This window comes from Streptomyces griseoaurantiacus, from assembly GCF_036189845.1.
Lineage (GTDB): Bacteria > Actinomycetota > Actinomycetes > Streptomycetales > Streptomycetaceae > Streptomyces > Streptomyces griseoaurantiacus.
In genome coordinates this window covers 3,898,484-3,921,340 of sequence record NZ_CP108326.1, presented here as the reverse complement: position 1 = coordinate 3,921,340, position 22,857 = coordinate 3,898,484, and the positions used below count along the sequence as shown (strand labels likewise).

General features: G+C 73.5%; 20 protein-coding genes. 9 read left to right on the top strand and 11 right to left on the bottom strand.

Features of this window, described 5'->3' with window-relative positions:
- Nucleotides 1–113 precede the first annotated feature (113 nt).
- The 6 genes from OHB09_RS17475 to OHB09_RS17450 form a co-directional block, all read right to left on the bottom strand.
- A complete protein-coding gene (locus tag OHB09_RS17475) occupies nt 114–2,981 on the bottom strand; it encodes an FtsX-like permease family protein (RefSeq protein ID WP_328922224.1) in 2,868 nt (955 codons plus the stop codon).
- Nucleotides 2,978–3,718 carry an ABC transporter ATP-binding protein gene (locus OHB09_RS17470; protein WP_006141896.1) on the bottom strand — a complete coding sequence of 247 codons (741 nt, stop codon included), beginning with the start codon at nt 3,716–3,718 and terminating at the stop codon, nt 2,978–2,980. The genes OHB09_RS17475 and OHB09_RS17470 overlap by 4 nt, the downstream gene beginning before the upstream one ends.
- Nucleotides 3,719–3,985: 267 nt before the next feature.
- Nucleotides 3,986–4,642, bottom strand: a complete 657-nt coding sequence (locus OHB09_RS17465) for a PadR family transcriptional regulator (RefSeq protein WP_006141895.1) — start codon at nt 4,640–4,642, stop codon at nt 3,986–3,988.
- A 644-nt stretch (nt 4,643–5,286) separates the two neighbouring features.
- Nucleotides 5,287–5,748 carry a cupin domain-containing protein gene (locus OHB09_RS17460; protein WP_093591444.1) on the bottom strand — a complete coding sequence of 154 codons (462 nt, stop codon included), beginning with the start codon at nt 5,746–5,748 and terminating at the stop codon, nt 5,287–5,289.
- Nucleotides 5,736–6,713, bottom strand: coding sequence for an AraC-like ligand-binding domain-containing protein (locus OHB09_RS17455; protein WP_328730439.1), 978 nt, complete (start codon nt 6,711–6,713; stop codon nt 5,736–5,738). The genes OHB09_RS17460 and OHB09_RS17455 overlap by 13 nt, the downstream gene beginning before the upstream one ends.
- 154 nt (nt 6,714–6,867) lie before the next feature.
- Nucleotides 6,868–7,272 carry a winged helix-turn-helix transcriptional regulator gene (locus OHB09_RS17450; RefSeq protein WP_191891945.1) on the bottom strand — a complete coding sequence of 135 codons (405 nt, stop codon included), beginning with the start codon at nt 7,270–7,272 and terminating at the stop codon, nt 6,868–6,870.
- 143 nt (nt 7,273–7,415) lie between these two features.
- Here OHB09_RS17450 and OHB09_RS17445 point away from each other — a divergent pair, with 143 nt between their 5' ends.
- Nucleotides 7,416–8,291, top strand: coding sequence for an SDR family oxidoreductase (locus OHB09_RS17445; RefSeq protein WP_191854032.1), 876 nt, complete (start codon nt 7,416–7,418; stop codon nt 8,289–8,291).
- Nucleotides 8,292–8,396: 105 nt separating this feature from the next.
- Here the strand turns inward: OHB09_RS17445 and OHB09_RS17440 are convergent, their stop codons facing one another.
- Nucleotides 8,397–12,011 (bottom strand): DUF4132 domain-containing protein, encoded by a 3,615-nt coding sequence (locus OHB09_RS17440; protein ID WP_328922223.1) that lies wholly within the window; start codon nt 12,009–12,011, stop codon nt 8,397–8,399.
- Nucleotides 12,012–12,199: 188 nt separating this feature from the next.
- On the bottom strand, nt 12,200–12,646 hold the full coding sequence (locus OHB09_RS17435) for a DUF1772 domain-containing protein (RefSeq protein WP_093591429.1): 447 nt from the start codon (nt 12,644–12,646) through the stop codon (nt 12,200–12,202).
- 92 nt (nt 12,647–12,738) lie between these two features.
- Between OHB09_RS17435 and OHB09_RS17430 the strand changes: the two genes are divergently transcribed.
- On the top strand, nt 12,739–13,317 hold the full coding sequence (locus OHB09_RS17430) for a TetR/AcrR family transcriptional regulator (RefSeq protein WP_006141887.1): 579 nt from the start codon (nt 12,739–12,741) through the stop codon (nt 13,315–13,317).
- Between the two features lie 115 nt (nt 13,318–13,432).
- On the opposite strand, the gene OHB09_RS17425 is transcribed toward OHB09_RS17430, so the two are convergent.
- Both OHB09_RS17425 and OHB09_RS17420 read right to left on the bottom strand, forming a co-directional pair.
- Nucleotides 13,433–14,200, bottom strand: coding sequence for a hypothetical protein (locus OHB09_RS17425; protein WP_234528368.1), 768 nt, complete (start codon nt 14,198–14,200; stop codon nt 13,433–13,435).
- Between the two features lie 79 nt (nt 14,201–14,279).
- The gene (locus OHB09_RS17420; protein WP_191854028.1) at nt 14,280–15,050 is read right to left on the bottom strand and encodes a DUF3152 domain-containing protein; all 771 of its coding nucleotides are present in this window, start codon (nt 15,048–15,050) and stop codon (nt 14,280–14,282) included.
- A 305-nt stretch (nt 15,051–15,355) separates the two neighbouring features.
- Here OHB09_RS17420 and OHB09_RS17415 point away from each other — a divergent pair, with 305 nt between their 5' ends.
- The 5 genes from OHB09_RS17415 to OHB09_RS17395 all read left to right on the top strand — a co-directional run bounded on the left by OHB09_RS17415 (nt 15,356) and on the right by OHB09_RS17395 (nt 19,224).
- A complete protein-coding gene (locus OHB09_RS17415; protein WP_234528369.1) occupies nt 15,356–16,048 on the top strand; it encodes a response regulator transcription factor in 693 nt (230 codons plus the stop codon).
- Between the two features lie 242 nt (nt 16,049–16,290).
- Complete coding sequence (locus OHB09_RS17410) at nt 16,291–17,772, top strand: sensor histidine kinase (RefSeq protein ID WP_328923029.1); 1,482 nt, start codon at nt 16,291–16,293, stop codon at nt 17,770–17,772.
- A complete protein-coding gene (locus tag OHB09_RS17405; protein WP_328922222.1) occupies nt 17,769–18,347 on the top strand; it encodes a hypothetical protein in 579 nt (192 codons plus the stop codon). Before OHB09_RS17410 ends, OHB09_RS17405 begins: the two co-directional genes overlap by 4 nt.
- Before the next feature lie 153 nt (nt 18,348–18,500).
- Entirely contained in the window at nt 18,501–18,947 is a 447-nt protein-coding gene (locus OHB09_RS17400) for a transporter substrate-binding domain-containing protein (protein ID WP_328922221.1), read from the top strand.
- Nucleotides 18,937–19,224 carry a type 2 periplasmic-binding domain-containing protein gene (locus OHB09_RS17395; RefSeq protein ID WP_328922220.1) on the top strand — a complete coding sequence of 96 codons (288 nt, stop codon included), beginning with the start codon at nt 18,937–18,939 and terminating at the stop codon, nt 19,222–19,224. Before OHB09_RS17400 ends, OHB09_RS17395 begins: the two co-directional genes overlap by 11 nt.
- A 120-nt stretch (nt 19,225–19,344) precedes the next feature.
- Here the strand turns inward: OHB09_RS17395 and OHB09_RS17390 are convergent, their stop codons facing one another.
- Nucleotides 19,345–19,878: a TerD family protein gene (locus OHB09_RS17390; RefSeq protein ID WP_006141879.1), complete on the bottom strand. Its 534-nt coding sequence runs from the start codon at nt 19,876–19,878 to the stop codon at nt 19,345–19,347.
- 364 nt (nt 19,879–20,242) lie between these two features.
- Here OHB09_RS17390 and OHB09_RS17385 point away from each other — a divergent pair, with 364 nt between their 5' ends.
- On the top strand, nt 20,243–21,658 hold the full coding sequence (locus OHB09_RS17385; protein WP_191854384.1) for an MFS transporter: 1,416 nt from the start codon (nt 20,243–20,245) through the stop codon (nt 21,656–21,658).
- On the top strand, nt 21,655–22,842 hold the full coding sequence (locus OHB09_RS17380) for an FAD-dependent monooxygenase (RefSeq protein WP_328728887.1): 1,188 nt from the start codon (nt 21,655–21,657) through the stop codon (nt 22,840–22,842). Before OHB09_RS17385 ends, OHB09_RS17380 begins: the two co-directional genes overlap by 4 nt.
- Nucleotides 22,843–22,857 lie beyond the last annotated feature (15 nt).

Sequence of the window (22,857 nt, the reverse complement as noted above, 5' to 3'; positions counted from 1 at the left end):
GGCCACCGTCCAGGCGAGTCCGGTCGACGACCGCCGCTGAGCAGCCGGACACGGTGCGCCCCTGGGCGAGGGTGATTCGCCCTCGCCCAGGGGCACGGTCCGGCGGTGGGGGGTCAGTGGGCGGCGCGGCGGGACAGTGCACCGCGAGAGCGGGTCAGCAGTGCGGCCAGCAGCGCGGCGCCGAGGGGGACCGCGACCAGGAGGGCGGCGAGTGTCTCCCAGGGGACGACGATCGGCACGTGCGGCGCGACGTCACCGGCGTCGGTCCACCCCCGGTCGAGAGCCTCCTGGTAGGAGCGCATCTGCTCGCGCCCCTCGGTGAGCCGCAACCCGACCGCGGGCAGGAAACCGGCCGCCGAGCCGAGGACCACACCCATCGCGGCGACCACACCGCACTGGAAGCCGCTGAGGATACGGCGCACCCGGGGTGGGGCGCCGACCGCGGCGAGCGTCTTGAGATCGGCCTCCGCGTCGGCCTGGGCGAGACCGGTGGCGATGCCGGCCGCACCGATGGTGACCAGGCCGGCGAAGACGGTCAGCGCGAGCAGGACGAGGCCGTTCTCGTCGACCCAGCCCCGCTCCAAGGTCAGTTCGACGTCGCTGCCGAGCTTGGCGATCTCGGCGTCGAGCTTCTGCCGCTGCTCGGTGCTGGGCATCCGGTCGGTGCTGAAGACGGCGCCGAGGGGAACGGTGATCAGTCCGGCGGCTTTGGCGGCGGCGGGGCTGAGCACGCTCTGCACTCCGTAGGAGTCGGGCGAGCCCGGCACCTGGTAGGCGGGGAACGACTTCACCTCGCCCGGAATCGGCTTGTTCCGCTCGCGGGCGCGGTCGGCGGCCTCCGGGTCGCTGATCAGCCTGATGCCGACGGCGCCGTTCTTGTCGACCTGGGGCTTGGAGAAGCTGACGAGCTTTCCGGCGGCGAGGGCCTTGGCCGCGCCCGGGTCGTCGATGCCGAGGACCTTCAGGAGCGGGGCGTCGGCGATGACGAGACCGTTGTCGACGTGGATGCCGTGTCCGTCACGCGAGCGGCAGCGCCAGTCCTTGGTGAGCGCGCGCCGCTGCTCGTCGGTGTACTTCTCCGCCGGGTCGGAGCCGTCGGGGGTGTCGGCCCAGAGCGGGCACTCGTTGCCCGGCGGGGTGACGACCTCGTAGTAACCGCAGCCCTCGCCCTCGCCGTACGGGTCGCAGCCGGGCTTGCCGACGGCGACCCGGGACACGTCCGCGCGGACGTCGACGGGGAGCGTCCGCTGCACGGCGTCGCGAACCGCGGGGACGTCCCGGCCCCCCTCCTCGGTGACGAGCGCGGCGCCGGCCCCGTACGGCAGGGTGGCCCGGTACTCGGCCTGGCTCTGGGCGTCGCGGCTCGCGGCGTACGCCGAGACGGCGACGGTGCCCGCGATGGCGGCCAGGACCGCGGCGACAGCGGGTGCCGTGCGGCCCCGGTTGCGGACGGCGTCCCGCAGGGCGAGGCGCGGCGAGAGCGGCAGCCAGCGGCCGGCCCTGCCGAACAGGCCGACCAGGGCGGGCGTCATGGCGACCACACCCAGCTCGGCGACGGCCGAGCCGCCCGAGACCAGGACGGACCGGTCGGAGACGACCGAGCCGTACAGGGCGACGGCCGCGCCGAGCAGGACGGCGCCGAAGCCGATCAGCGGCAGCACGCGGTTGCTGCGACGCACGCCGCGACGGCCGGTGAGGGAGGCCAGGACGGTCTGCCGGGAGGCGGTGACGGCCGGGATGATCGCGGAGAGCAGGCCGGTGAGGACGGCGAGCGCGGCGATGGCGAGCAGTTCCAGCGGCCTGACGGTGAAGCCGCCGAACCGCTGCCCCATGTGGTCCTCGAGGAACGGCCGGAGGGCGAAGGTCAGGATCAGGGCGAGGACGATGCCGACCAGGGCCGCCGCGACGCCGATGACCAGCCCGCCGCTCAGCACGATGGCCCGGATGTGGCTGCGGGCACCGCCGTTGGCGCCGACCAGGCCGAGCTGGCGGCGGGAACGACGGGCACCGACGGCGAAGGCCGGACCGGCGAGCAGGCAGATCTCCAGCATCGCCAGGCCGACGACCGTAGCCACGGCGGCGAGCGCGGCGGCGTCCGTGCCCCCGCCGTTCTCGTAGTTGACCCAGTCATTCTTCTGGTAGAGCGGCACGTCGGAGTCGGCGGGCGGGTCGAGGACAACGAGGCGCGAGGTGACCACGACACCCTTGGCGTTGATCACCTGGACCGTGTTCCACGTGAAACCACCGGCCCTCTTCACCAGGTAGCTGGTGGAGATGCTGGGCTTCGGCAGCCCGGCCTTCTCGACCGCCTTGGCGTACGGCGCGAGGAAGGCCCCCGGCAGGGCGTTGACCTGCTCTGTCGTGAGGTCGCTGGGCAACTCGTACGAGCCGCTGATCACATAGGTGCGGTCGAAGCCGCGGGCGGTGAGGGTGGAGCCGACGGAGAGCCCGCTGCTCTCCAGGAACCGGGTGGTCGCGGCGATCTCGTCGTTCTTCTCGGGGAAGCGGCCCTCCCGCAGCCGCATGATGCCCCGGGCGACGGGATCGGCGGCGGCCAGCTCGCGGACCTCGGTCTGGAGCAGACCGTGAGCGGTGGTCAGCTTGGCGGTGCCGTTGCTGTCGGTCAGCACCTTCGAACCGGCCGGGATGGCCTTGGTGACATCTGTCGGGCCCTCGGGCCAGGACTTGCCCGGCGAGTCGTAGTCCCCGGCCGGGGTGTTCCTCTCGCCCGCGGGGTCCTGCAGGATGGCCGCGCCGCCCATCTGGGCGTCGGTGAAGCGAGCGTCGGCGGCGCCCAGGGTGCGATCCATCCGCTGCGCGGGGGTGAGTTCGGCGCTGCGCACGGTCAGGTCCAGGGCGCTCACGCCCAGGATCGGCAGCGCGATCATGGCGAGGACGAGGAAGCTGCGGCCCTTGAAGCGCAAGGCGTCACGGCGGGCGATGCGGACCGCGGCCCGCCAGGAGTGGAACCAGGTCGTCACCGCTGGGCCGCCCGGTCGGTCAGGAGCGAGTCGGCGTCGCTGCGCAGGGTCTGGTCGACGACGGCGCCGTCCCGCAGGAAGACGACCCGGTCGGCCCAGGCCGCGAACCGCGGCTCGTGGGTGACCATGATGCCGGCGGCTCCGGCGTCGCAGCGGGAGCGCAGCAAGGACAGCACGGACTCGCCGGTCTCGGAGTCGAGGGCGCCGGTGGGCTCGTCGGCGAGGACGAGCCGGCGGTCGCCGACGAGGGCGCGGGCGATGGCCACGCGCTGCTGCTGGCCGCCGGACATCTCGTCGGGGAACCGGTCGGCGAGCTGGCCGAGGTCCATCTCGGCGAGGGCGGCAAGGGCCTCGCCACGGGCCCTGCGGGCCGATATGCCGTCCAGCTCGCGGGGCAGGGCCACGTTCTCGGCAGCGGTGAGGGCCGGGATGAGGTTGTAGTCCTGGAAGACGTAGCCGATGCTGCGGCGGCGCAGGGCGGCGAGCCCCTTGATGCCGAGGGCGGTGATGTCGGTGCCCTCGACGAACACCTGTCCGGAGGTGGGGTTGTCGAGGCCGCCGGCGATGGTGAGCAGGGTGGACTTGCCGGAGCCCGACGGGCCCATGACGGCGACGAGTTCACCGGGGTGGACGTCGAGGTCGATGCCGCGCAGGGCGTGCACCTCGGTGGCGCCGGAGCCGTGGACGCGGGTCAGGTTCCGCAGAGTCAGCACGGGCTGCTGCTGTGGTGTGGACATGGTTTCCCCTCGGGCGTACGCCGACGAGCGGCCGGACGTCGGTGCGACGGACGGTCGTTGGCAGCGCGGTGCGTACGGTATGGATCTGGTCGGGTGGTTCGGAGTCTTCAGGTGCTCCGAGTGGGTCGGGTGGAGCCGGTGGAGCCCATGGAGCCCATGGAGCCCGTGGAGCCGGTGGAGCCGGTGGAGCCGGTGGAGCCGGTGGACTCGGTCGGTCCTGTGGGGGCGGTCGTTCGGGCGCTCAGGGACGGTCGTGAAGGCCGGACGTCACGGGCGGTGGCGTGCGGTCTCCTCTGTCCCGGCCGCCGCCCGCGCTCCCGTCCCCGCCGCTCCCGCCACCGCCCCCGGCGAGGCCGGCTCCGGCCCCGCCGCCTGGGCGGTCGACGAGAGACGGATCAGCCGGGACTCGCAGTGGTCGAGCCAGCGCGCCTCGGCCTCGGTCTGGAAGATCAGCTGCTCCAGGACGAGGAGCCAGGCGATGTCGTCCCGCTCCCGGTCCCCGTTCTTCTCCACGGCGGTGAGGGCCTGCGCCTTCAGCCGGGTGTAGTCCTGCATGGCCTTCACCGTGTGTCGGCGCTGGGACTGGATGACGTCACGGATGTCGACTCCGGGCGCCCCGACGGCCATGGCCAGCTTGATGGCCAGCTCGTCACGGGCCGGGCTGGTGCGGTCGACGGGATGCTCGAACCAGCTGCGAAGTTCGACGCGACCGCTGTCGGTGATCGCGTAGAGCGGGTGGCCGGCCTCGTCCTCACCGTCCTGCACGACCATGCCGTCGCGTTCGAGCCGGCTGAGCGTCGTGTAGACCTGACCCACGTTGAGCGGCCAGGTGGAGCCGGTGCGGGACTCGAACTCCGTACGGAGCTGTGAGCCGTAGCGCGGGCCGCGTTCGAGGAGGGCGAGGAGCCCGTGGCGGATGGACATACCGAGTATGCAATACCGGGTAGGTCCGGGTGGACAAGCGTCCTGAGGCGGACGCCGGAAGTACGACTCAAGGGGGACCCGGGCCGTCGCGAGCCGTTCGGCGGCGGCGCGTCCGCACCCCCGAGGAAGACGATGCCGAGGCCGGCGGGGGCCGGCGCCACGCACCGTGTGAACACGGGAATCCGCCGGTCGGAGAGGCCGAGGGGGGCCTCGGTGCCGGTCGGTCCCGGTCCCGTGAGCGGCCACCGACTGCTCCGCCGGCATGCCCTCGGCGGCCGGGGGGACGTCCGTCTCGGGTACTGCGTCGGCCCCCGTCCGACTCCTCGGCGGGCCCCTCCTCCGTAGCGGTTGCGGTACGACCGGGCTCGTGGAGGACGGCGAGCCGGAGGGTTCGGCCGGTCGGCCGGGCCGCTCCCGGCCCTCCCTCGCCGGCGCCCCGAGGGCGGCGGAGTCGCTGGGCGCGGGCCTCGCCTCGGCCAACGGGAGGGTACGGGCGATGGGGAGGCGCAGGGTCCTTGCCGCCTCCCTGCAGATCGGCGGGCACCGGCCTCCCCGTCAGCGCCCGGAACGGGCCTCGCCCGGGGCTCGACCTTGTGCCGGCCGCATCAGCTCCGGGCCGCCGTAGCGGTCGTACCGGAGGCGCTTCACGAGGCGTATTCGTTCGAGATCTCGGTGGCGTAGTTCTTCCAGAGCGGTCGCATGGTCTCGGCGGTGACGGGCTGCCCGGAATCGATCATGGCCTTGAAGTCGCGGAAGTACTGCACGTACAGGTCCGGCGTGAAGGTGTTCAGCATGACCGCGTTCTCGTCGCCGACGTTGGCGAACGTGTGCGGCGCCCCCGTGGGCACGATGACCCAGGTACCCGGCCCGGCGTCGTAGTGGTCCTCGCCGACGGTGAACCGGAAGGTTCCCGCCAGCACGTAGAAGCCCTCGTCGTGCTGGGCGTGGCGATGCTGCAACGGGCTCGGGGTGCCCGGCGGAATGGTGACCTCGGCGAAGCCCAGCCGGTGTTCGGTGTGCTCGCCGTTCTCCAGGATGCGGATCCGCTGTGCTCCGCTGCCGAGGATCTCGCCCTCGCCGGGGCGGACGATGTTCACCTTCGCCATGACTTCTCCTCTTGCTGTCGCGTGGCTTGGTCGACACCATCCTTTTCCGAGCCTGCCGTACGCGTCTTGGTCGTCTGTGCACGGTTGCTGGTCACCAGTGCGCGGGCGTTGTAGCCGTACGTCGCCTTGAAGAGCTTGCTGAAATGGGTGGGATCGGCGAATCCCCACCGGGTGGCCACGGCGGTGACCGTACGTCCGCTTCCGGTCAGTTCGGCTCGGCAGCGCTCCAGGCGACGACGGCGGATCAGGGCCGCGACGGTGAGCGGCTGGTCCTCGAACAGCTTGTGCAGCCGGCGTACCGAGATGTGGTGGGCGGCGGCGACGGCGGGCGGGGACAGATCGGGATCGGCCAGCCGTGCCTCGATGTAACCGGTGATCCGGTCCCGGAGCCACTCGTCCGCGGCCGGTTGTTCGTCGCCGAGCCGGGACTCCAGCGCGACCGCGACCAGCTCGACGACGGCCGCCGCCGACCGCAGCGCCTCCGCCTCGCGGAACCCGGTCGCCGACCGCGCCGACTCCCGGGCAAGCACGGAGACGAGAGCGCCCGGGCCGTGGCCGCCGTCGATGCGTACGCCGACGAGCCGGTCGATCTGCGCGGGCCGGATCCGCAGCTCCCGGCGCGGAATCAGGATGGTGACGTGCGCCGCGGCGGTGCTCTCGAACCGGAGCGTACGCGTGGGATCGAGCAGCACCAGGTCGGTCGGGCCGAGTTCGGCGTCGCCGCGCCCTTGCTCGATCCGCGTCCGGCCCCTGGTCATCACCTTGAGCGCCAGGTTCTCGCCGTCGGAGGCGTCGCGCTCCCGTCCGACGCAGGCGCTCGCCGGTGTGTCGAGGGAGAACAGCCGCAGCGGCCCGAGGTCGCGGGTGGCGATCCGGCCCCGGAAGTCGGCCCCGGCCAGCTTGTTGGCCAGCGGCGGAAACCCGCCGGCGGCCAGCTCGTCCTGGAACGTCTCAAGGTTGCCCATCACCGGTCAACGGTAACGGCGGCACCTCTGCTCAGGCACGGTGTTCGCAGGACGTCACGCGGCGCCGGCCCGCCTCTGCTCCACCGGACTCGGGGCAGCGCTCGTGCCGCCCCCACCGCCCACGCCTCCCCGAGCCGGAACAGTCCGCCGTCGATCAACTGGTGCGGTCGGTGCGGTCGTCGTACTTCTCTCGGGCGGTGATGACCTCTTCGATGTGCCGCACGGACCAGTCCGTGAGCGCCTTCAGGGGTTCGCGCAGGGTCTGGCCGAGGGGGGTCAGCTCGTACTCGACGTGCGGCGGGACCTCGGGATAGACGGTGCGGCTGACCAGTCCGTCGCGTTCGAGGGTGCGGAGGGTCTGGGTGAGCATCTTCTCGCTCACGCCCGCCAGGGCCTGCCGGAGCCGGCCGAACCGGGCGGTTCCGTTCCGGCCGAGTTCGCCCAGTACGAGGACCGCCCACTTGCTGCCGATCTGGTCGAGCAGGTCCCGCGACGGGCAGCCGCGCTCGTAGGGATCGAAGGACGGTATGGGCCCGGTCACGTTCTCGACGGTTCTCACACGTCTCACCTCCTTGCTATCGAGCGGGTAAGTACCCTACCAACAAGTGGCTACTCCCCGATGGAGAGTGTCCAGGTCATCCTGGGTTTCATCCCGCCGCGGACGGACCGCGGCAGGCGTGCGGGGCACGCGGGGAGAAAGGAATGACCACCATGTCGATCGTCGTCACCGGAGCCACCGGCCAGCTGGGCAGGCTCACCGTCGAGGCACTGCTGCGGCGCGGGGTACCGGCCGCGGACATCATCGCGACCGGCCGGGATGTCGTGAGGATCAAGGATCTGGCCGATCGGGGCGTCACCGTGCGGCGCGCCGACTTCGCGGACGCCGACGGCCTGGTCGAGGCGTTCGCGGGGGCGGACAGGCTGCTGCTGGTCTCGGCCTCGGTCCCTGTGGGCGAGCGGGTCGCCAACCACCGTCGCGTGATCGACGCCGCGGTGTCCGCGGGCGTCTCGCTGGTGGCGTACACGAGCACGACCCACGCGGACACGGCCACCACCGTCCTCGGTGCCACGCACCGCGAGACCGAGGAGTACCTGCGGGAGCGCGGTGTTCCCGGCGTGCTGCTGCGCAACAGCTGGTACCTGGAGAACTACACCAGCCAGCTGCCGCAGATCCTGCGGAGTGGCGCCGTCGTCGGGGCCACGCGCGAGGGGCGGATCAGCGCCGCGTCCCGCGCCGACTACGCCGAGGCCGCGGCGGTCGTCCTCGCCACGGAGGGCCACACCGGAGCCGTGTACGAGCTCGGCGGGGACGAGTCCTTCACCCTCGCCGAGCTCGCCACCGCGATCTCCGCCGCATCCGGCAAGCGGATCGCCCACTCCGATCTCCCGGTGACCGACCTCGACCAGGTGCTGGCCTCCGCGGGCCTGCCCGCCGAGCTGGCGGAGGTCCTCGCCGACGCCGACCGCGGCATGAGCCTCGGCGAGATGTACACCGACTCCGGTGACCTGCGCCGACTGATCGGCCGTCCGCCCGTGACCCTGGCCGAGGCGCTCGCGGTCGCCCTTCCCCGGCACTGACTCTCGTCGGCGCCGTACTGCGCGGGCGGGCCACGGCGTGGGCCGGGCCGGGTGCCGGCCCGCGCCGCGCCGGGCCCCGCCGGGCCGTCACCTCTACCGCTACCGCTACCGCGTCACCAGCTCCGTGAGGTCCGTGAGCACCTCGGACACGGTCACCGGGTCGAGCTCGGCGAAGGCCGGTCCGGACGGCTCCCGGGCCGGGTCGGGCCCGCCGGGAGGCCCGTACAACTCCACGCCTTCCAGCGTCTGTTCGGAGGTGGCGTCGACGGCGCCGATCACGAACCCCTCCGACAGGCCGAGGACGACCCAGCGGTTCTCCGCGACCCGCTTGGACAGGCCGAGCTGGACGCCCGCGAACATCGGCTCCTCGCGCGTCCAGCCGCGCCGCTCCAGGCCGAGCAGTGCGCCGTTCGGCACGGTGACGCCCTGGAACCGTTCCAACGTGTCGCGGGCCGCCTCCTCGTCCGTGAGCCGGTGCACGGGGCGCGCGAGCTGCGGGAAGGGCTGCGAGAGCGTGCGGCGGGCGAACAGCTCGGTCCAGGCGGGGAGTTCGTCGCCGAGGTGGAGCGGGTGCGCCGGACGCACATGGGTGTCCTCCGGCAGCGTCACCTCCTTGTCCCGCACGTCGGCGAAGGTGCGGTCCTCCGTCACCCGGAACGCCGTCACCGCGGCGGCACCCGTCACCGCGGCGGCACCACCGGCCGCGCGCCCCTGCGGGGTCTCCTCCGGACTTCCCTCCGGGGCCCCGGCCGGGACGCGGAGCCACACCAGCCGCCGCACCAGATGCCCCAGCAGGGGGTGGGAGACGAACAGCCGGTGGAATTCGCCGGCCGTCCAGCTCCGGCCCGTGACCATCGCGTCCTCCAGCCGGCGCACCCGGTCCGAGGCCACTGTCCGCACGTCCTTCTTCAGCGCCGCGAACCGCTTGCGTTCCGCCGCCGCCAGCTCGGCGTCGTCCTGGGCTCCCGGCTTGGGCAGGTCCTTGCGCCGCTTGCCGCCCTGGTCCAGAACGTACGGCCGCAGGTGCTCGTCGAAGCCCACGGTGAAGCGCCGCGGCCCGTAGTCCACGACGGTCGAGCCGTCGGCGTCCAGCCCGAAGTCCGGCACCAGCCGGTCGGCGAGTTCCTCGCCCGACAGCCCCCGCTCGGCCGCCACCTGCTCGATCTTCTCCTGGGCGCGTGCCTTGAGACCCTTGAACTTCACTCGCTGGGCTATGCCGTGCAGATGCAGCAGGGCCGTGTCGCTGCCGAGGGTGGTCAGCACGTCCAAGCCCTGCACGGCCCGCTGGTGTGCTCCCTCGCCCGGCCAGTTCCGCACGATCGGCGCCAGCCGGCGCACCGTGTCGTCGTCGCCGAGCCAACCGAGGGCGTGCAGCGCCCAGTTCTCCTCGGGCTGCATCCCGGAGAGCCGCCACTGCTCGAACAGGGACCAGGCGAAAGCGGCCAGGGACTCGGGATCGCAGACCTCCTTGACCGTCTCCACCCCCGTGTAGACCGCGCCCGGCCGGGAGATGGCCAGCATGGTCAGCAGATGGCGCACGGACTCGGCCGGCAGCGCCGAGGCCCGGTCGCGCAGCAGCACGCGCGGCAGCAGCTCGGGGACCGCCCAGGCGACCGGTCGCGGCATCCTCGACGGCAGTGCGAGCTCCATGCCGTCGGCGGAGAGCAGGTCGCGGACGGCCGCGACGGCCTCGGGGCCGTGGCCGGCCGCCGCGTCGAACACGGCGTCCTCGCCGTGCGTGGCGGCGAGGGCCCGCAGCGCGTGCTCGGCGCGGTGGCGGACGGGGCCGGCCGGGCCGACCGCGTCGGGCACCAGCAGCGCGGCGGCGCCCGCGCCGTGCCGGGCGAACCAGGCGCGGGCCGTGGGCGCGGCCGACTTCAGCCGCACGAACCAGTCGGCCATCAGCCGGGCCACCTCCAGCTGCCGGTAGGGCAGGAGCAACCCGCCGGCCACGGCGGGTTGGCGCGCCGCGGCGTGCAGAAGCGGCGGCAGCGCGTCCTCCTCCCAGCGGGCGGCCACCGGCTTCAGCTCCTCCTCGAGCATCCACACGTCCTCGGGGACCCACTGTGCGAGCAGCGGACGGTACGTGTCCGGGCCGCCGTGGAACAGGTCGAGCAGACGGAAGACGTCGACCTGCGTGAACTGCTGCCGCAGGGTCTCGACGTCGGGGTACGGCCGCGCATGGGTGCGCCGCCACCGCCGCTCGGGCTCCTCGGCGACGGCCGCCCACGCCTCACGCTCGCCGGGCCCCCACTCCATGCGGGTCTCGGGTGCGGCGACGAGCCCTCGCACGGTCTTCGGTCCCGGTGCCGTCCGCTCTCGCGTCCACGGTGGGCTCACCAGCAGGTCGGGCAGCGCGTCGGCGGGAGCGTCGGCGACGGGCGGGTGCAGCAACTCGCGTACGACCCCGGCGGCCTCGGGTGGGAACTGCGCGAGCCGCGAGCGCAGCAGCGCGCGGTGCGCGGCGACGTGCGCGGTCAGCAACTGGTCCAGTTGGGGATTGCGCCCGGGGGCGGACGCGGCCCGCCCGGCCAGCAGGCGGGCCGCGCGCACCGGATACCGCTCCGCCGCCTCCAGCAGCGCCGGACGCACCCACTTCTCCTCCGCGTGGGCCAGCAGCACGCCGAACGCCTCGTCCGTCGGCAGCCGGGCCAGGAGGTCCGCCTGCGTCTGCGCCCACTGCCCCTGGGCCGGCGTGGTGGGGCGCCGCCACGCCTGCGCGATCAGCTCCCCGGCCGCCGGGCCGACCCCCTCGGCGACGGTGGCCACCGTGGAGCGCCGTCCGTCGTAGGCGGCGGCGCCCGCCCGCAGCAGGTCCCGCAGTTGCCGTGCGTCGTTCAGCGACTCGAACAGCATGGCGCGCAGGGTGGGGTCCTCCCCGGTGACCGCCTCCGGGTCGGCACAGCACTCCGCGACCCAGTCCGTCTCGCTCGGCACCAGGTACGACACCAGGATCCGGCGCCGCGGACCGCGGCGGTGCGCGGCCAGTGCCGCCACCGTCTCGCGGTACACGCTCTCCTCCGCCTCGCACAGGCGCGTGCGCACGTAGTCGGCGGCGGCCCGGCGCAGCCAGGACTGCTGCAGCGCCGCCCCCTCGGGCCGGACGGACAGCTCCACGGTCCACTCGTCCCGCAGGTCGTACTCGTGGTGGAGCGAGAACAACTCCAGCGTGGCGAGGGCGGCGAAGACCATCCCGTGCCGCAGGTGCCAGGCGCCGGCGACCGGGTCGTACACCAGCTTCCCGCGATCGGTGAGGACGGCCAGGACCGCGGCGCCGACCGGGTCCGCCGTCCCGTCCAGATGACGGCGCGCGGCCTCCGCCAGGTGCGGGTCGATGCCCGGGAGGCGGCCGCCGGGGTCCGTGCCGTCCCCGCCCCACCTCGCCTTCGCCGTCGCGAGACGCCTGTCCCAGGAATCGAGGTCCGGCGAGTGGAAGAACGTGTGGGCGACGAGGCCGCCCCTGCGCGGACGCAGCTCCGACCGCCAGGCGTCGGGCAACGTGAAGGAGTCCTCGTCGGGAGCCGTCACGGCATCCCCGGTCTGTCCGGTATCCGCGGTGTCTGCGGTGTCCGCGGTGTCTGCGGTGTCCGCGGTGTCCGCGGCCTTCCCGTTGTTCCCGGTGTCCCCGGCATCCCCGGCGTCCGGCGTGTACCCGGAGCCCACGGGCACGTCTCCCTCGCGCTCCGCTTCCGCCTCGTCCGTCAGCTCCCAGCGACGCACGGCCGCTCCTTCCTCGGACGCACATCGACACCCGGCCGACGCGCCTGTCGTGGACCCGCCCGAAACGCGGGCGATCAGCGGGCCTCACCGTAGATCCCCCCACTGACAACGGGACGTGGACCGTCCGGGCCCGCTCCTGAGCGGCAGGCCCCGGTGGGCGGTGGGACCGAGGTTCGTGCGGGGCGGGCTCAGACCAGGGCCGTGACCAGGAGGGTGAAGGCGGCGACGATGACGGCGACGCGGGCGTAGTGGTAGCGGTCCCAGCGGTTCATCTGCTCCTTCCAGTCCTCGGGCCGGTTCTCGGGGGTCCACGTCCTGCTCCGGTTGTTGATCGGGACGAGCAGCAGGACGGACATGATCACGCTGACGATCAGCAGCGCGGCGGCGATGACGACGAGCCCGGCGCCGGAGCGGTCCCATCCGGCGACGGCCCAGATCGCGCCGAGGACGAGCGAGCCGATGTACCAGAACGGCATGAGGGCGCCGAGCATGCGGCCGCCGTGGGCTCGGGCGAGCTGGTCGCTGTCCTCGGGGAGGGCATTGAAGATCCGGTTCATGACGAAGGCGACGGAGAACTCCACCCCCACCATCAGGCCGACGACCACGGTGGTGAACACCTCGAGTGCGTTGAGCATGATGACCCCTCCTGGGATCTAGCGCCGCTAGATGACATGGCAACGCTAGACCTGCTGTCGCTCGATTGTCTAGCGGTGCTAGGATTCCATTCATGTCGGTCCACGAACGCAAGCAGCGCGAACGGGCGGAACGCGAGCGCCTCATCGTCGCGACGGCCCGCGAACTCGCCGAGCGACAGGGCTGGGACGCGGTCACCACCCGCCGGCTCGCCGAGCGCATCGAGTACAGCCAACCCGTCCTCTACAGCCACTTCCGCGGCAAACGGGAGATCATCGGCGCCGTCGCCCTCGAGGGCGCCGCCGAAATGGCCTCGGCGGTGCGGGCCGCGACCTCCGCCGCGGACGGACCCCGCGAGCGGGTCGCCGCGCTCGCCCTCACCTACCTCGACTTCGCCGCGCGGAACCCGGCGGTCTACGACGCCCTGTTCCAGCTCGACGGCGGCCTGGCGTACGCGCGGGAGGACACCCCGGAGCCGTTGAAGGACGCCTTCGCCGCACTGCTGGAGACCCTGGCCGAGGTCGCCGGGGACGGTGTCCACCCGGGGCTGTTCACCGAGGTGTTCTGGGCGTCCCTGCACGGCCTCGCGACCCTGACCCGGGCGGGACGGCTGCTGCCGGAGGAGGCCGCGGGGAGGGTCGAGCTGCTGGTGGACCGGCTCGCCGTGGTCTGAGACGTCGGCGGTTCGCCGGGCCGGTGGGTACCGCGCACCCGACCTCGCCAGCCCCGGCCGACCTTGGCCTGTCGGTCGGGGCCGTGTCGGGGTCACACGCCTGGCGCGCCCGGCGTCAGTAGCGGTGGCCCGGCCAGTGCGGGTCCGTCCAGCGGGCCTCGCCGGTGAGTCCGAGCAGACGTATCCGGTGCTGGAGGTCGGTCGGCGCGCCCGAGTCGCGGAGCCGCGCCGCGGCGTGGCCGAGGAGCCAGGAGACCAGTTCGGCGCGCATCCTCTCCTCGTCGAGCTCGTAGAAGTGGACGCTCCACGGCATGTTGTCGCCCAGGAGCTCGTACTCCCACTCGGCGGCCGTCTCGGCGAGACGCCGGTCGCTGAGGTCGCCGGTCAGCCGCTCCCAGTCGGCGAGCCAGGGGGTGAACGATCCGGAGGCCTCGGCACACGCGGCGAGGACCTCGTGCGCCGGGACGGCCGCGTCCGGATCGGTGAGACTCCGCGCCCACCAGGCGTGCAGGAACTCCCGTACCGGACCGGCGTGCTCCTCGGGCCACTCCTGCCAGTGGCCGCGGGCGAGGCAGGACCCGGCCTCCTCCAGACCGAAGAGGGGCTCCGCCCGGCCCGCGACCAGGGACCTGGCGAACTGCGGCAGGATGCGGCGCAGCACGGCCGCGTGGTCGGACCAGTCGATGGCCTGCCAGGCCCGCCTCAGAAGGTCCGGCTCCAGCTCCACGTCCGGCGTCTTCAGAAGGGCGAGCTCCTCCGCGCTTCCCCAGTGGCATTCGCAGTTGTGCTCGTCGGGGTGTGCGGTCATGCCGCGGAACGTGCGGGAAAGGTCGTCCAGGGCGGCGTCGAGGCGGCGGCGTGCGGGAGGGGCGGCGAGATGCATGGGATGCCCGGCCTTCGAGTACTCCGTACGGCTTCCGCCGGCCGAAGATCCCTACCTTACCCGCCCGTTGGGCGTGCGTTCACGCGGGCGGGCCCGTGATGAGGGTGCCGTTCCCGTCGTAGGGCCAGGCGTTGGGGACGCAGCCGTTGAGGCCCTTTATCTGCTGCATCATCACGGGGGCCGGTTTCCCGGGGCCGGCGCAGCCCTGGTGCGTGTGGCCGAGGAAGTGGCCCATCTCGTGGTTGATGATCAGGGCCCGGTAGTCGTGGATCGGTCCGGTGAAGGTGCCCGAGCCCTCGACCCAGCGCTTGAGGTTCACCACGACCCCGCCGGGGACCTCGCAGTTGTACTCGCCCCCGGTGTCCTGCTGGATGCCCGCCCAGCACAGGGAGTCCGCCGTCGCCGGTGTCGCGATCTTTATCGTGAGGTCGTGCGCCGCTCCCGCGCCCACGAGCTGGAACGCGGTGCCGGGGCTGCGGGTCCAGCCGCGTGGGGCGGCGAGGATGTCCTCGATCTCCTCGGCCGCCCGGCCCGGTGAGACCTCGAGGCCGGTCTCGACCTCCACGACGTAGCGCAGCAGGCGGGAGCCGCTGCCCACCTTCTTCCCCGTGGCCTGCGCGGTGGTGAACCGTCCGCTGCCCTTCGCGGGGACACGGATCTTGGTGCGGCGCGGGGAGGCCGAAGTCCTGGGCGCGGTGGGGGTGGAAGGCGTGACGGGCGCGGAGGAGGACGGGGTGCGGGGCGGCGCGGGGGCGGTGCTCGTCCTCTGCGACTGGGTGGCTCCGCTCGAGGCGTCGCTGCGGCCCCCTCCCATGAAGTACGCCGCGGGCACCAGGAGGCCGAGGACCACCAGCAGGGTGATCAGCAGGCCCCGGCTCCGGCGGTTCGGCCGTGCCCGGCGGCCGGAGGACCGCCGGGCACGGCCCCCGCGGTGTAAGGCCGCGCTGCTGCCGGTGGGGGGTGCGGATCGCCTTCGTCGTGCCGGATGCATGGCACGTGAGTCTGAGGATGCCAAGTGATCGCACTGAGCGGGTTTCGTCACGGAACGGTAACCACGCCCCGGGTTGCCCGGCCGTATGACCGTTGTGTAACGGCGGCGAGGGACGGGCGACCGCGCCCCCCGGCCCCCGCACCCGGTCTGCCTACACTGCCGCAATGCCACGGGTCCTGATCGTTGAAGACGACCAAGATGTCCGCAGCGCCGTCCAACTGGGTCTGCGGCATCAGGGGCATGTGGTCCTCGCCGTGGGGACGGGCGAGGAAGGGCTGGAGCAGCTCCGCGCCTTCCGGCCGGACGTGGTCGTGCTCGACCTCATGCTGCCGGGCATCTCCGGCCTGGACGTGTGCCGCCGGATCAGGAGGCGCGACCAGGTGCCGATCATCATGGTGACGGCCCGGGGGGACGACATCGACATGGTCGTGGGCCTGGAGTCCGGCGCCGACGACTACGTGGTGAAGCCCGTGCGGGCCCGGGTGCTGAACGCGCGCATACGGGCCGTGCTGCGCCGGCAGGACGCGGGCCTGGTGGACGGCACGCGTCCGCGGCCGGAGGCGCACGGCGAGCTGGTCGTCGACCGCGCCGGGCTCGTGGTGACCCACCGCGGGGAGCCCGTCACCCTCGCCCCCTCCGAACTGCGGCTGCTGCTCACGCTGTCGGCCTCGCCCGGCCAGGTGTTCAGCCGCCAGCAACTGCTGGAGGCGGTGTGGGAGCACAGCTACCACGGTGACATACGGCTCGTGGACGCCTGCGTGAAGCGGCTGCGCAACAAGCTCGGCGAGGGCAAGGAACCCCGCTACGTACAGACGGTGCGCGGCTTCGGATACCGCTTCGGCACCGGCGGCTCATGAGCGGCGGCGGGCGGACACGGCGCGGGGACCGGGCGCGGCACGCGGAGCGGACACGGCACGGGGGGCGGGCCGAAGAGGCCGACGGAAACGCCGTGGCCGGCGGGAGCCCCACGGGTGCCGGCAAGACCCCCAAGGGTGCCGGCCCCGATACCGGTCTGTTCCCCCGCTCCCTCCTGGCCCGCATCCCGCTCCCCCTGCGCGGCCTGCGCCCCCGCCTGCTGACCGCCTTCGTCCTGGTGGCCATGGCCAGCTCCCTGGGCACCGGGGCGCTCGCCTTCCGGGAGGCGCGCACGGGAGTGCTCCAGCAGAGCCAGGACTCCGTCATCAACCGGTTCCGTGCGAGCGTCGACGCCGTCGCGCCCACCATCCCCCTGGCCCCGGACCGGTCGGACCTCCAGTCCGCGGTGGAACAGGTGCTGTACGCGAACCGTTCCGCCGGCTGGCGGGTCAGGGCCGCGTACGGCGATCACCGCGCCCAGGCCCCCGACACCGGCTTCGTCGAGCCGAGCCCCGAACTGCTGCGGTCGGTCCGGGGCCGGCGTGCCGCCGTGTTCCAGCGGATGAACGTCGACGGGCGTCCTCTGCTCGTCGTCGGCATGCCCGTCACGTACACCTCCGGCGAGGACAAGGAGCCGCGGCTCTCCGGGCTCGTCATGTACCTGGAGGTCCCCCAGACCACCGAACTGGGTTACGTCGAGGCGATGGTCAGCGGCATCGAGCACGCCACCCTGGTGGCGCTGGGCCTCGCCGTCGTCCTGGCGCTGCTCGCCGCCAGCGGGGTGCTGCGCCCCGTACGGGCGCTGCGCCGGGCCACGCGCCGGATGGCCGCGGGCCATCTCGACGTGCGCCTCGAGGTCACCGGCTCCGACGAACTGGCCGACCTCTCCCAGTCCTTCAACGAATCGGCCGCCGAACTGGAGCGGACGGTGGCGGAGTTGCGCCGGCTGGAGGCCCAGGGGCGCCGTTTCGTGGCGGACGTGTCGCACGAGCTGCGCACGCCGCTCGCGGCGATGTCGGCGGTCACCGACGTCCTCGATCTGGAGGGGGACGGGGAGACCGCCGAGGCGCTGCGGCTCATCAGCGAGGGGACGAACCGGCTGAGCGGACTGGTGAACGACCTGATGGAGATCTCCCGCTTCGACGCGGGGGTCGCCGCGCTCAACCGGGACGAGATCGACCTCGCCGAGTCGGTACGGCGCACCGTCGCCTCGCGCTGGCCGCGGGAGGGGGAGGTGGAGCTCCGGCTGCCGGAGGCGGGCATGCTCCGCGCACGCGTCGATCCGCGCCGGCTCGACGTGGTGACGGCGAACCTGGTCGGCAACGCGCTGCGGCACGGTCAGCCGCCCGTGCGGCTGACCCTCGAGGTACGGAAGGAAGGGACGGGCATGGCGTGGGCGGTCCTCCGGGTGACCGACAACGGGCCGGGCATCGCCGAGGACGCCCTGCCGCACATCTTCGAACGGTTCTACAAGGCGAGCACCTCACGGAGCAGGAGTGAGAGCAGCGGGCTGGGGCTCGCCATCACGGCGGAGAACGTCCGCCTGCACGGGGGACGCATCCGGGCGGCGAACAGGCCGAGAGGCGGGGCCGAGTTCACGGTCGAACTCCCGCTGCACGACACCGACACCGGCACCGGCCCCGGCCCCGGCCCCGGCGCGGACACCGATGCGGATGCCGATGCCGGCACCGCGGGCGGAACCGGATCCGGCGGGGGGACCCGGTGAGGGGCGCGCGCCTGGCGGCGCCGCTGTTCGGGCTCGTGGCCGCGGTCGTGCTCACGGCCTGCGGTGTTCCCCCGTCCGACGTCATCGAGGCCGGCGCGCCCGCGAGCGGCATGGTCTCCCCCGACCCAGGGCCGACCTCGACGTCCCCCACCGTCTCCCTCTTCTTCCTGCGGGACGGCGAGCCGGCCCCCTACCCCCGCCGGACCGCCGACGCCGCCGACCTCGAAGCCGTCGTGCGTCTGCTGTTCGAGGGGCCGACGCGGGAAGAGGCCGCGACCGCCACCACGCGGCTCCCCCGGCTGAGGACGGCGCCACGGGTGACGGTCGTCGACGACGGACTCCTCTCCGTCCGCCTCCCCGACGGAACCGCCTCGCTGAGCCGTCCGGCCATGCTCCAGCTGACCTGCACCGTGCTCCACGCGGCCCCGCCGTCGCCCACCGTCGCCGCCCGCCCCACCGCGAGCACCGGCGGCGGTGCCGTGGCCGTGTCCGAGGGAACCGGCAGCCTCCATGTGAGCGGCGACGGCTGGATGATGACGCAGTCGGGCGACGCGTGCCCGGCCGTCACCCGCTGACCCCGGTGAACCGCCTCCGGCCGGACGGGCCGCACGGCCCCGTGGGGAACCGCCCGGTCCGTTCGGCCGGCGGCCGTGCGCGGGAAGTGGTCGGCGTCCTCATGGGGACGACGAGGAAGAAGAACACCACCGCCCCGGCCTAGGCTCAAGGCCATGACCTCCCCCGACGCACGGCTCGTGCACGACCTCGCCCCCACCGGAGTGCTGCGCGCCTCCCTCAATCTCGGCAACCCGGTCCTCGCCCAGGGCACCCCCGAGGAGCCGTCCGGGATCACCGTCGACCTGGCCCGCGAGGTGGCCGCACGGCTGGGGGTGCCGGTGCGGTTCCTCTGCTTCGACGCGGCCCGCAAGTCCTACGCCGCCATGGCCGAGGGCCACGCCGACCTGTGCTTCCTGGCCGTGGACCCGGACCGCGAGAAGGAGGTCGCCTTCACCCCGCCGTACGTGCACATCGAGGGGGTCTACGCGGTGCCGGTGGACTCGGGGTTCGGCACCGCCGGGGACGTGGACCGGGGGGGTGCGCGTCGGCGTCAAGAAGGGGTCCGCGTACGACCTGCACCTGACCCGCGCCCTGCGGCACGCCACGGTGGTGCGCGGTGAGGAGGGGGTCGACGTCTTCCACGCCGAGGATCTGGACGTGGCCGCCGGCATCCGCCAGCCGTTGACCGCGCATGTGGCCCGGCACCCCGGACTGCGGCTGCTGGAACCCGCGTTCATGACGATCAGGCAGGCCGTGGGAACCACGCGGGAGCGGCGGCCGGAGACGATCCGCCGGCTCGGCGAGCTCGTGACCGGGCTGGTGGCCTCCGGCTTCGTCGCCACCTCGCTCGCCCGCTCGCACCAGGACCCCGCACTGGCCGCCCCCGTGCCGGTGTGACCCGGCACGGGCGGTGACCGGCGCCCGCGTGCCGAGGCCGGTCCCCCCGGCGGGCCGGCGGGCGGGTCACCCCGGCCGGCGGGCAGCCGGGTCACTCGGGGGCAGGCCACCCGGGGGCGGTCACCCGGGGAGGCGGCCCATCTCGGCGGCGAAGTGGGCCGGGTCGCCGCTGTCGAACCCGCGGATCATCTCCCGGAACCGCCACGCCCCCGAGGAGTCCCGGACGAACTCGGCGAAGGTGGCGGCCGTGGCCTCGCCGATGCCCGAGAAGTCGTCCGCCATGAGCTGCCGGTAGCCCTCCAGGACGACGACTCCGCCGTTGTGGATCTCGCCGAAGGTGCGCGGACCGGTGTTCTGGTGGATGGCCACTCCGGCCACCACCCTCCCGTACCGGGAGGACAGCCGGTCGAACTCGAAGACCATGTCCTCGACGAACCCGAAGCCCATCCCCGTCTCGCTGTGCCGCCGCATGTTGATCGTGCCGTCCGGCGAGCGGCTCTCGTAGTGCACGACGTAGACCGGCGGGCCGTGGGGGTCCTCGGCCGAGTAGGTCGCGGAGATGATGTCGAGATGCCGGGGCGGCTCCCCGTACGGGCTCGGGTCCCATCGGAGCTTCATCTCGACCTTGCCCAGTCCGTCCCCGGCCCCAGTCACCCTGTCAGTCCCCCTCGTGCCACGGCGAGACACCCCCGCACCCAGAAGTATGCCTCGCGGCCTGGCCTCTGACGCCTCCCCGGCCACCGGCACACGCCCCCTCCGGACCCCGGCCCGGAGGGGGCGTGGGGGCTCTCTTCCGAACCCGGCCGCCGGGTAGCCCGTTCGGGCTTCCTCACGCACGGCTCTCGTGGTGCGAGGGCACCAGGACGCGGCGGCGGCTGGTCCGGCCGCACCAGAAGCGGTCGGGGCCCGGGGACGATGCCCGGCCCGGGGGCCGAGGACGACCGTGGGGATGCGCGAAATCCGCGCGCCCCCACCCCCCTCACCCCTGGAGTGATCAGCCGTGGCACTCGCCTCGTCCGTGTCCGAAGCCGTCGGCCCCCCGGGGCGCCTGGGCAAGGCGCCGATCGCCGCCCTCGGGATACTGGCCCTCGCCCTGGGCGCCCTGCAGTCCGTACTGGACCCCGCGTTGCCGCTGCTGCAAAGGGAGTTGGGCCTCAGCCCCTCCGAAGGGGCGCTGGTCGGCAACACGTTACTGGTGACCGGCGCGGTCGTCGCACCGGTCGCGGGCAAGCTCGGCGACCGCTACGGCGGCAGGCGGGTGCTGCTCCGGCTGATGGCGGTGGTCTCGGCCGGCGGAGTGCTGGCCTCGCTGGCGCCGAACCTGCCGGTGCTGCTGCTCGGCCAGGTGATGCAGGGCGTCATGGTGGGGGCGCTGCCCCTGTCCTTCATCCTGGTCCGCAAGAACCTCCCGGCCGCCCGCTCGCAGGCGGCGATCGGACTGGTCCTGGCCCTGTTCACGGGCGGCGGCATGGTCGGCACGCTGTTCGCGGGACCGGTCGCCGAGGGACTGTCCTGGCACTGGATGTTCGCCCTGCCGACGGCCGTGATCATCGTGGCGACGCTCGCCGTGCTCCGGCTGATGCCGCACGATCCCCCGGCCCGGGCGGACAGCCGGATCGACTGGCCCGGTGTCCTGCTGCTGAGCGGGGCCCTGCTCACGTTCATGATCGGCCTCGTGCGGGTGACGGGCTCGGGACTTCCGCCGCTCGCGGTCGCCGGGCTCGTCGTGCTCGTGGCCGCCCTCGTGACCGCGTGGATCCTCGTCGAACGCCGCACGGCCTCACCGATGGTGGACCTGCGCATGCTGGCGAGGCCCTCGATGTGGCACGCCTGCCTGCTCACCCTCGTCGTCTCCAGCGGCTTCGGCATGACGGCACTGCTGATCCCGCAGCTCCTGGCGATGCCCGAGCAGGCGCACGGCTTCGGGGCCGACACCACCGACATCGGGCTGCTCCTGCTGCCGGGCGCCATCGCCGGGTCACTCGCCGACTCGGTCGGCGGACTGGCGACCCGGCGCTTCGGACCGCGGGTCGTGGTCGTGGCGGGCAGCCTCGTCGCGGCCGCCACGCTGTTCGCGCTGGCCTCGCTGCACTCCTCGTCCTGGCAGCTCGTCCTCGCCAAGGCGCTGACCGCGTTCGCGGCCGGTGTCGGCACCACGGCGCTGCTCGCCGGTGCCGCGACCGACGTCGGGGCCGAGGACACCGGCATCGCCACCAGCCTGCTCGTGGTGACCCGCGTGATCGGGGTGGCCGTGGGCGCGCAGATCGGCGCCTCGATCCTCGACTCGGGGGCGGACGCCGTGACCGGGCTGCCGGCCGAGTCCGCCTTCGTCACCGGGTTCACCGTGGCCGGCCTCGTCGCCGCCGTGGCCCTGCTCGCCGTCCGTCTGACCAAGAACCGCACCACCACCTCGCACAAGGGAGCCCGGGCATGACCGCGCACACGTCCACGAAGCGAAGCGTCCTGATCTCCGGGGCCAGTGTGGCCGGGCCCGCGCTGGCGTACTGGCTGCACCGGTCCGGCGCCTTCGAGGTCACGGTGGTGGAGAAGGCGGCCGCGCTGCGCGACGGCGGCTATCCGATCGACATCCGGGGCACCGCGGTCGAGGCGGTGCGGCGGGCCGGGCTGCTGCCGCGGCTGCGGGAGGCGCACCTCGACGCGCGCCGCGCGACCTTCCTCGACGCCGGCGGCGAGGTGATCGCCTCGGTGCCGGCGGGCGCCCTGGCCGGCGGCGCGGAGGGGCAGGACCTGGAGGTGCGGCGCGGGGACCTGGCCGCGCTGCTGTACGGCTCGGTACGGGACGACGTCGAGTTCCTGTTCGGCGACTGTGTCGACACCTTCGAGGAGCACGCGGACGGGGTCGACGTCACCTTCCGCAGCGGGCTGCGGCGCACGTACGACCTGGTCGTCGGCGCCGACGGCATGCACTCGGCGACCCGCGCGGCCCTGTTCGGCCCCGAGGAGCGGTACCACCGCTACCTCGGCTACTGCTTCGCCCTGTTCACCGTGCCCAACACGCTCGGTCTGGACCGGGAGCTGCTGATGTGGAACACCCCGGGCAGGGCCGCGGCCCTCTACGCCACCGGGGACCCCGAGGAGGTGCACGCCTTCCTCACCTTCCACCGGCCCGAGGCGCCCGGCGGCACGCTCCGGGACCCCGGCGCCGGGGTGGACCTGGTCGCCTCGGCCTTCGCGGACGCGGGCTGGGAGGTGCCCGCGATGCTCGAGGCGCTGCGGAAGGCGGCCGACCCGTTCCTCGACACGGCCGGGCAGATCCGGCTGCCGCGGTGGTCCCGGGGCCGGGTCGCCCTCGTCGGGGACGCGGCCTACGCGCCCTCCTTCCTCACCGGGCAGGGCACGAGCCTCGCGCTGGTCGGCGCCTACATGCTCGCCCACTCCCTCCTCACGCACCCCGGCCACGCGGAGGCCCTCGCCGCCTACGACCGCGACCTGCGCGCGTTCGTCGCCCTCAACCAGGGGCTGGTCGACGAGGGCGGGGCCCGGCTCTTCCCCGTCACGGCCGAGGCGCTGGAGCGGCGGAACACGATGCTGCGGGGCCTGTCCGCCCTGCCCGCCGCGCCTCCCCGGCCGGCCCACACCGCCCTCGTGCTGCCCTGAGGGGTGTACTGCTCG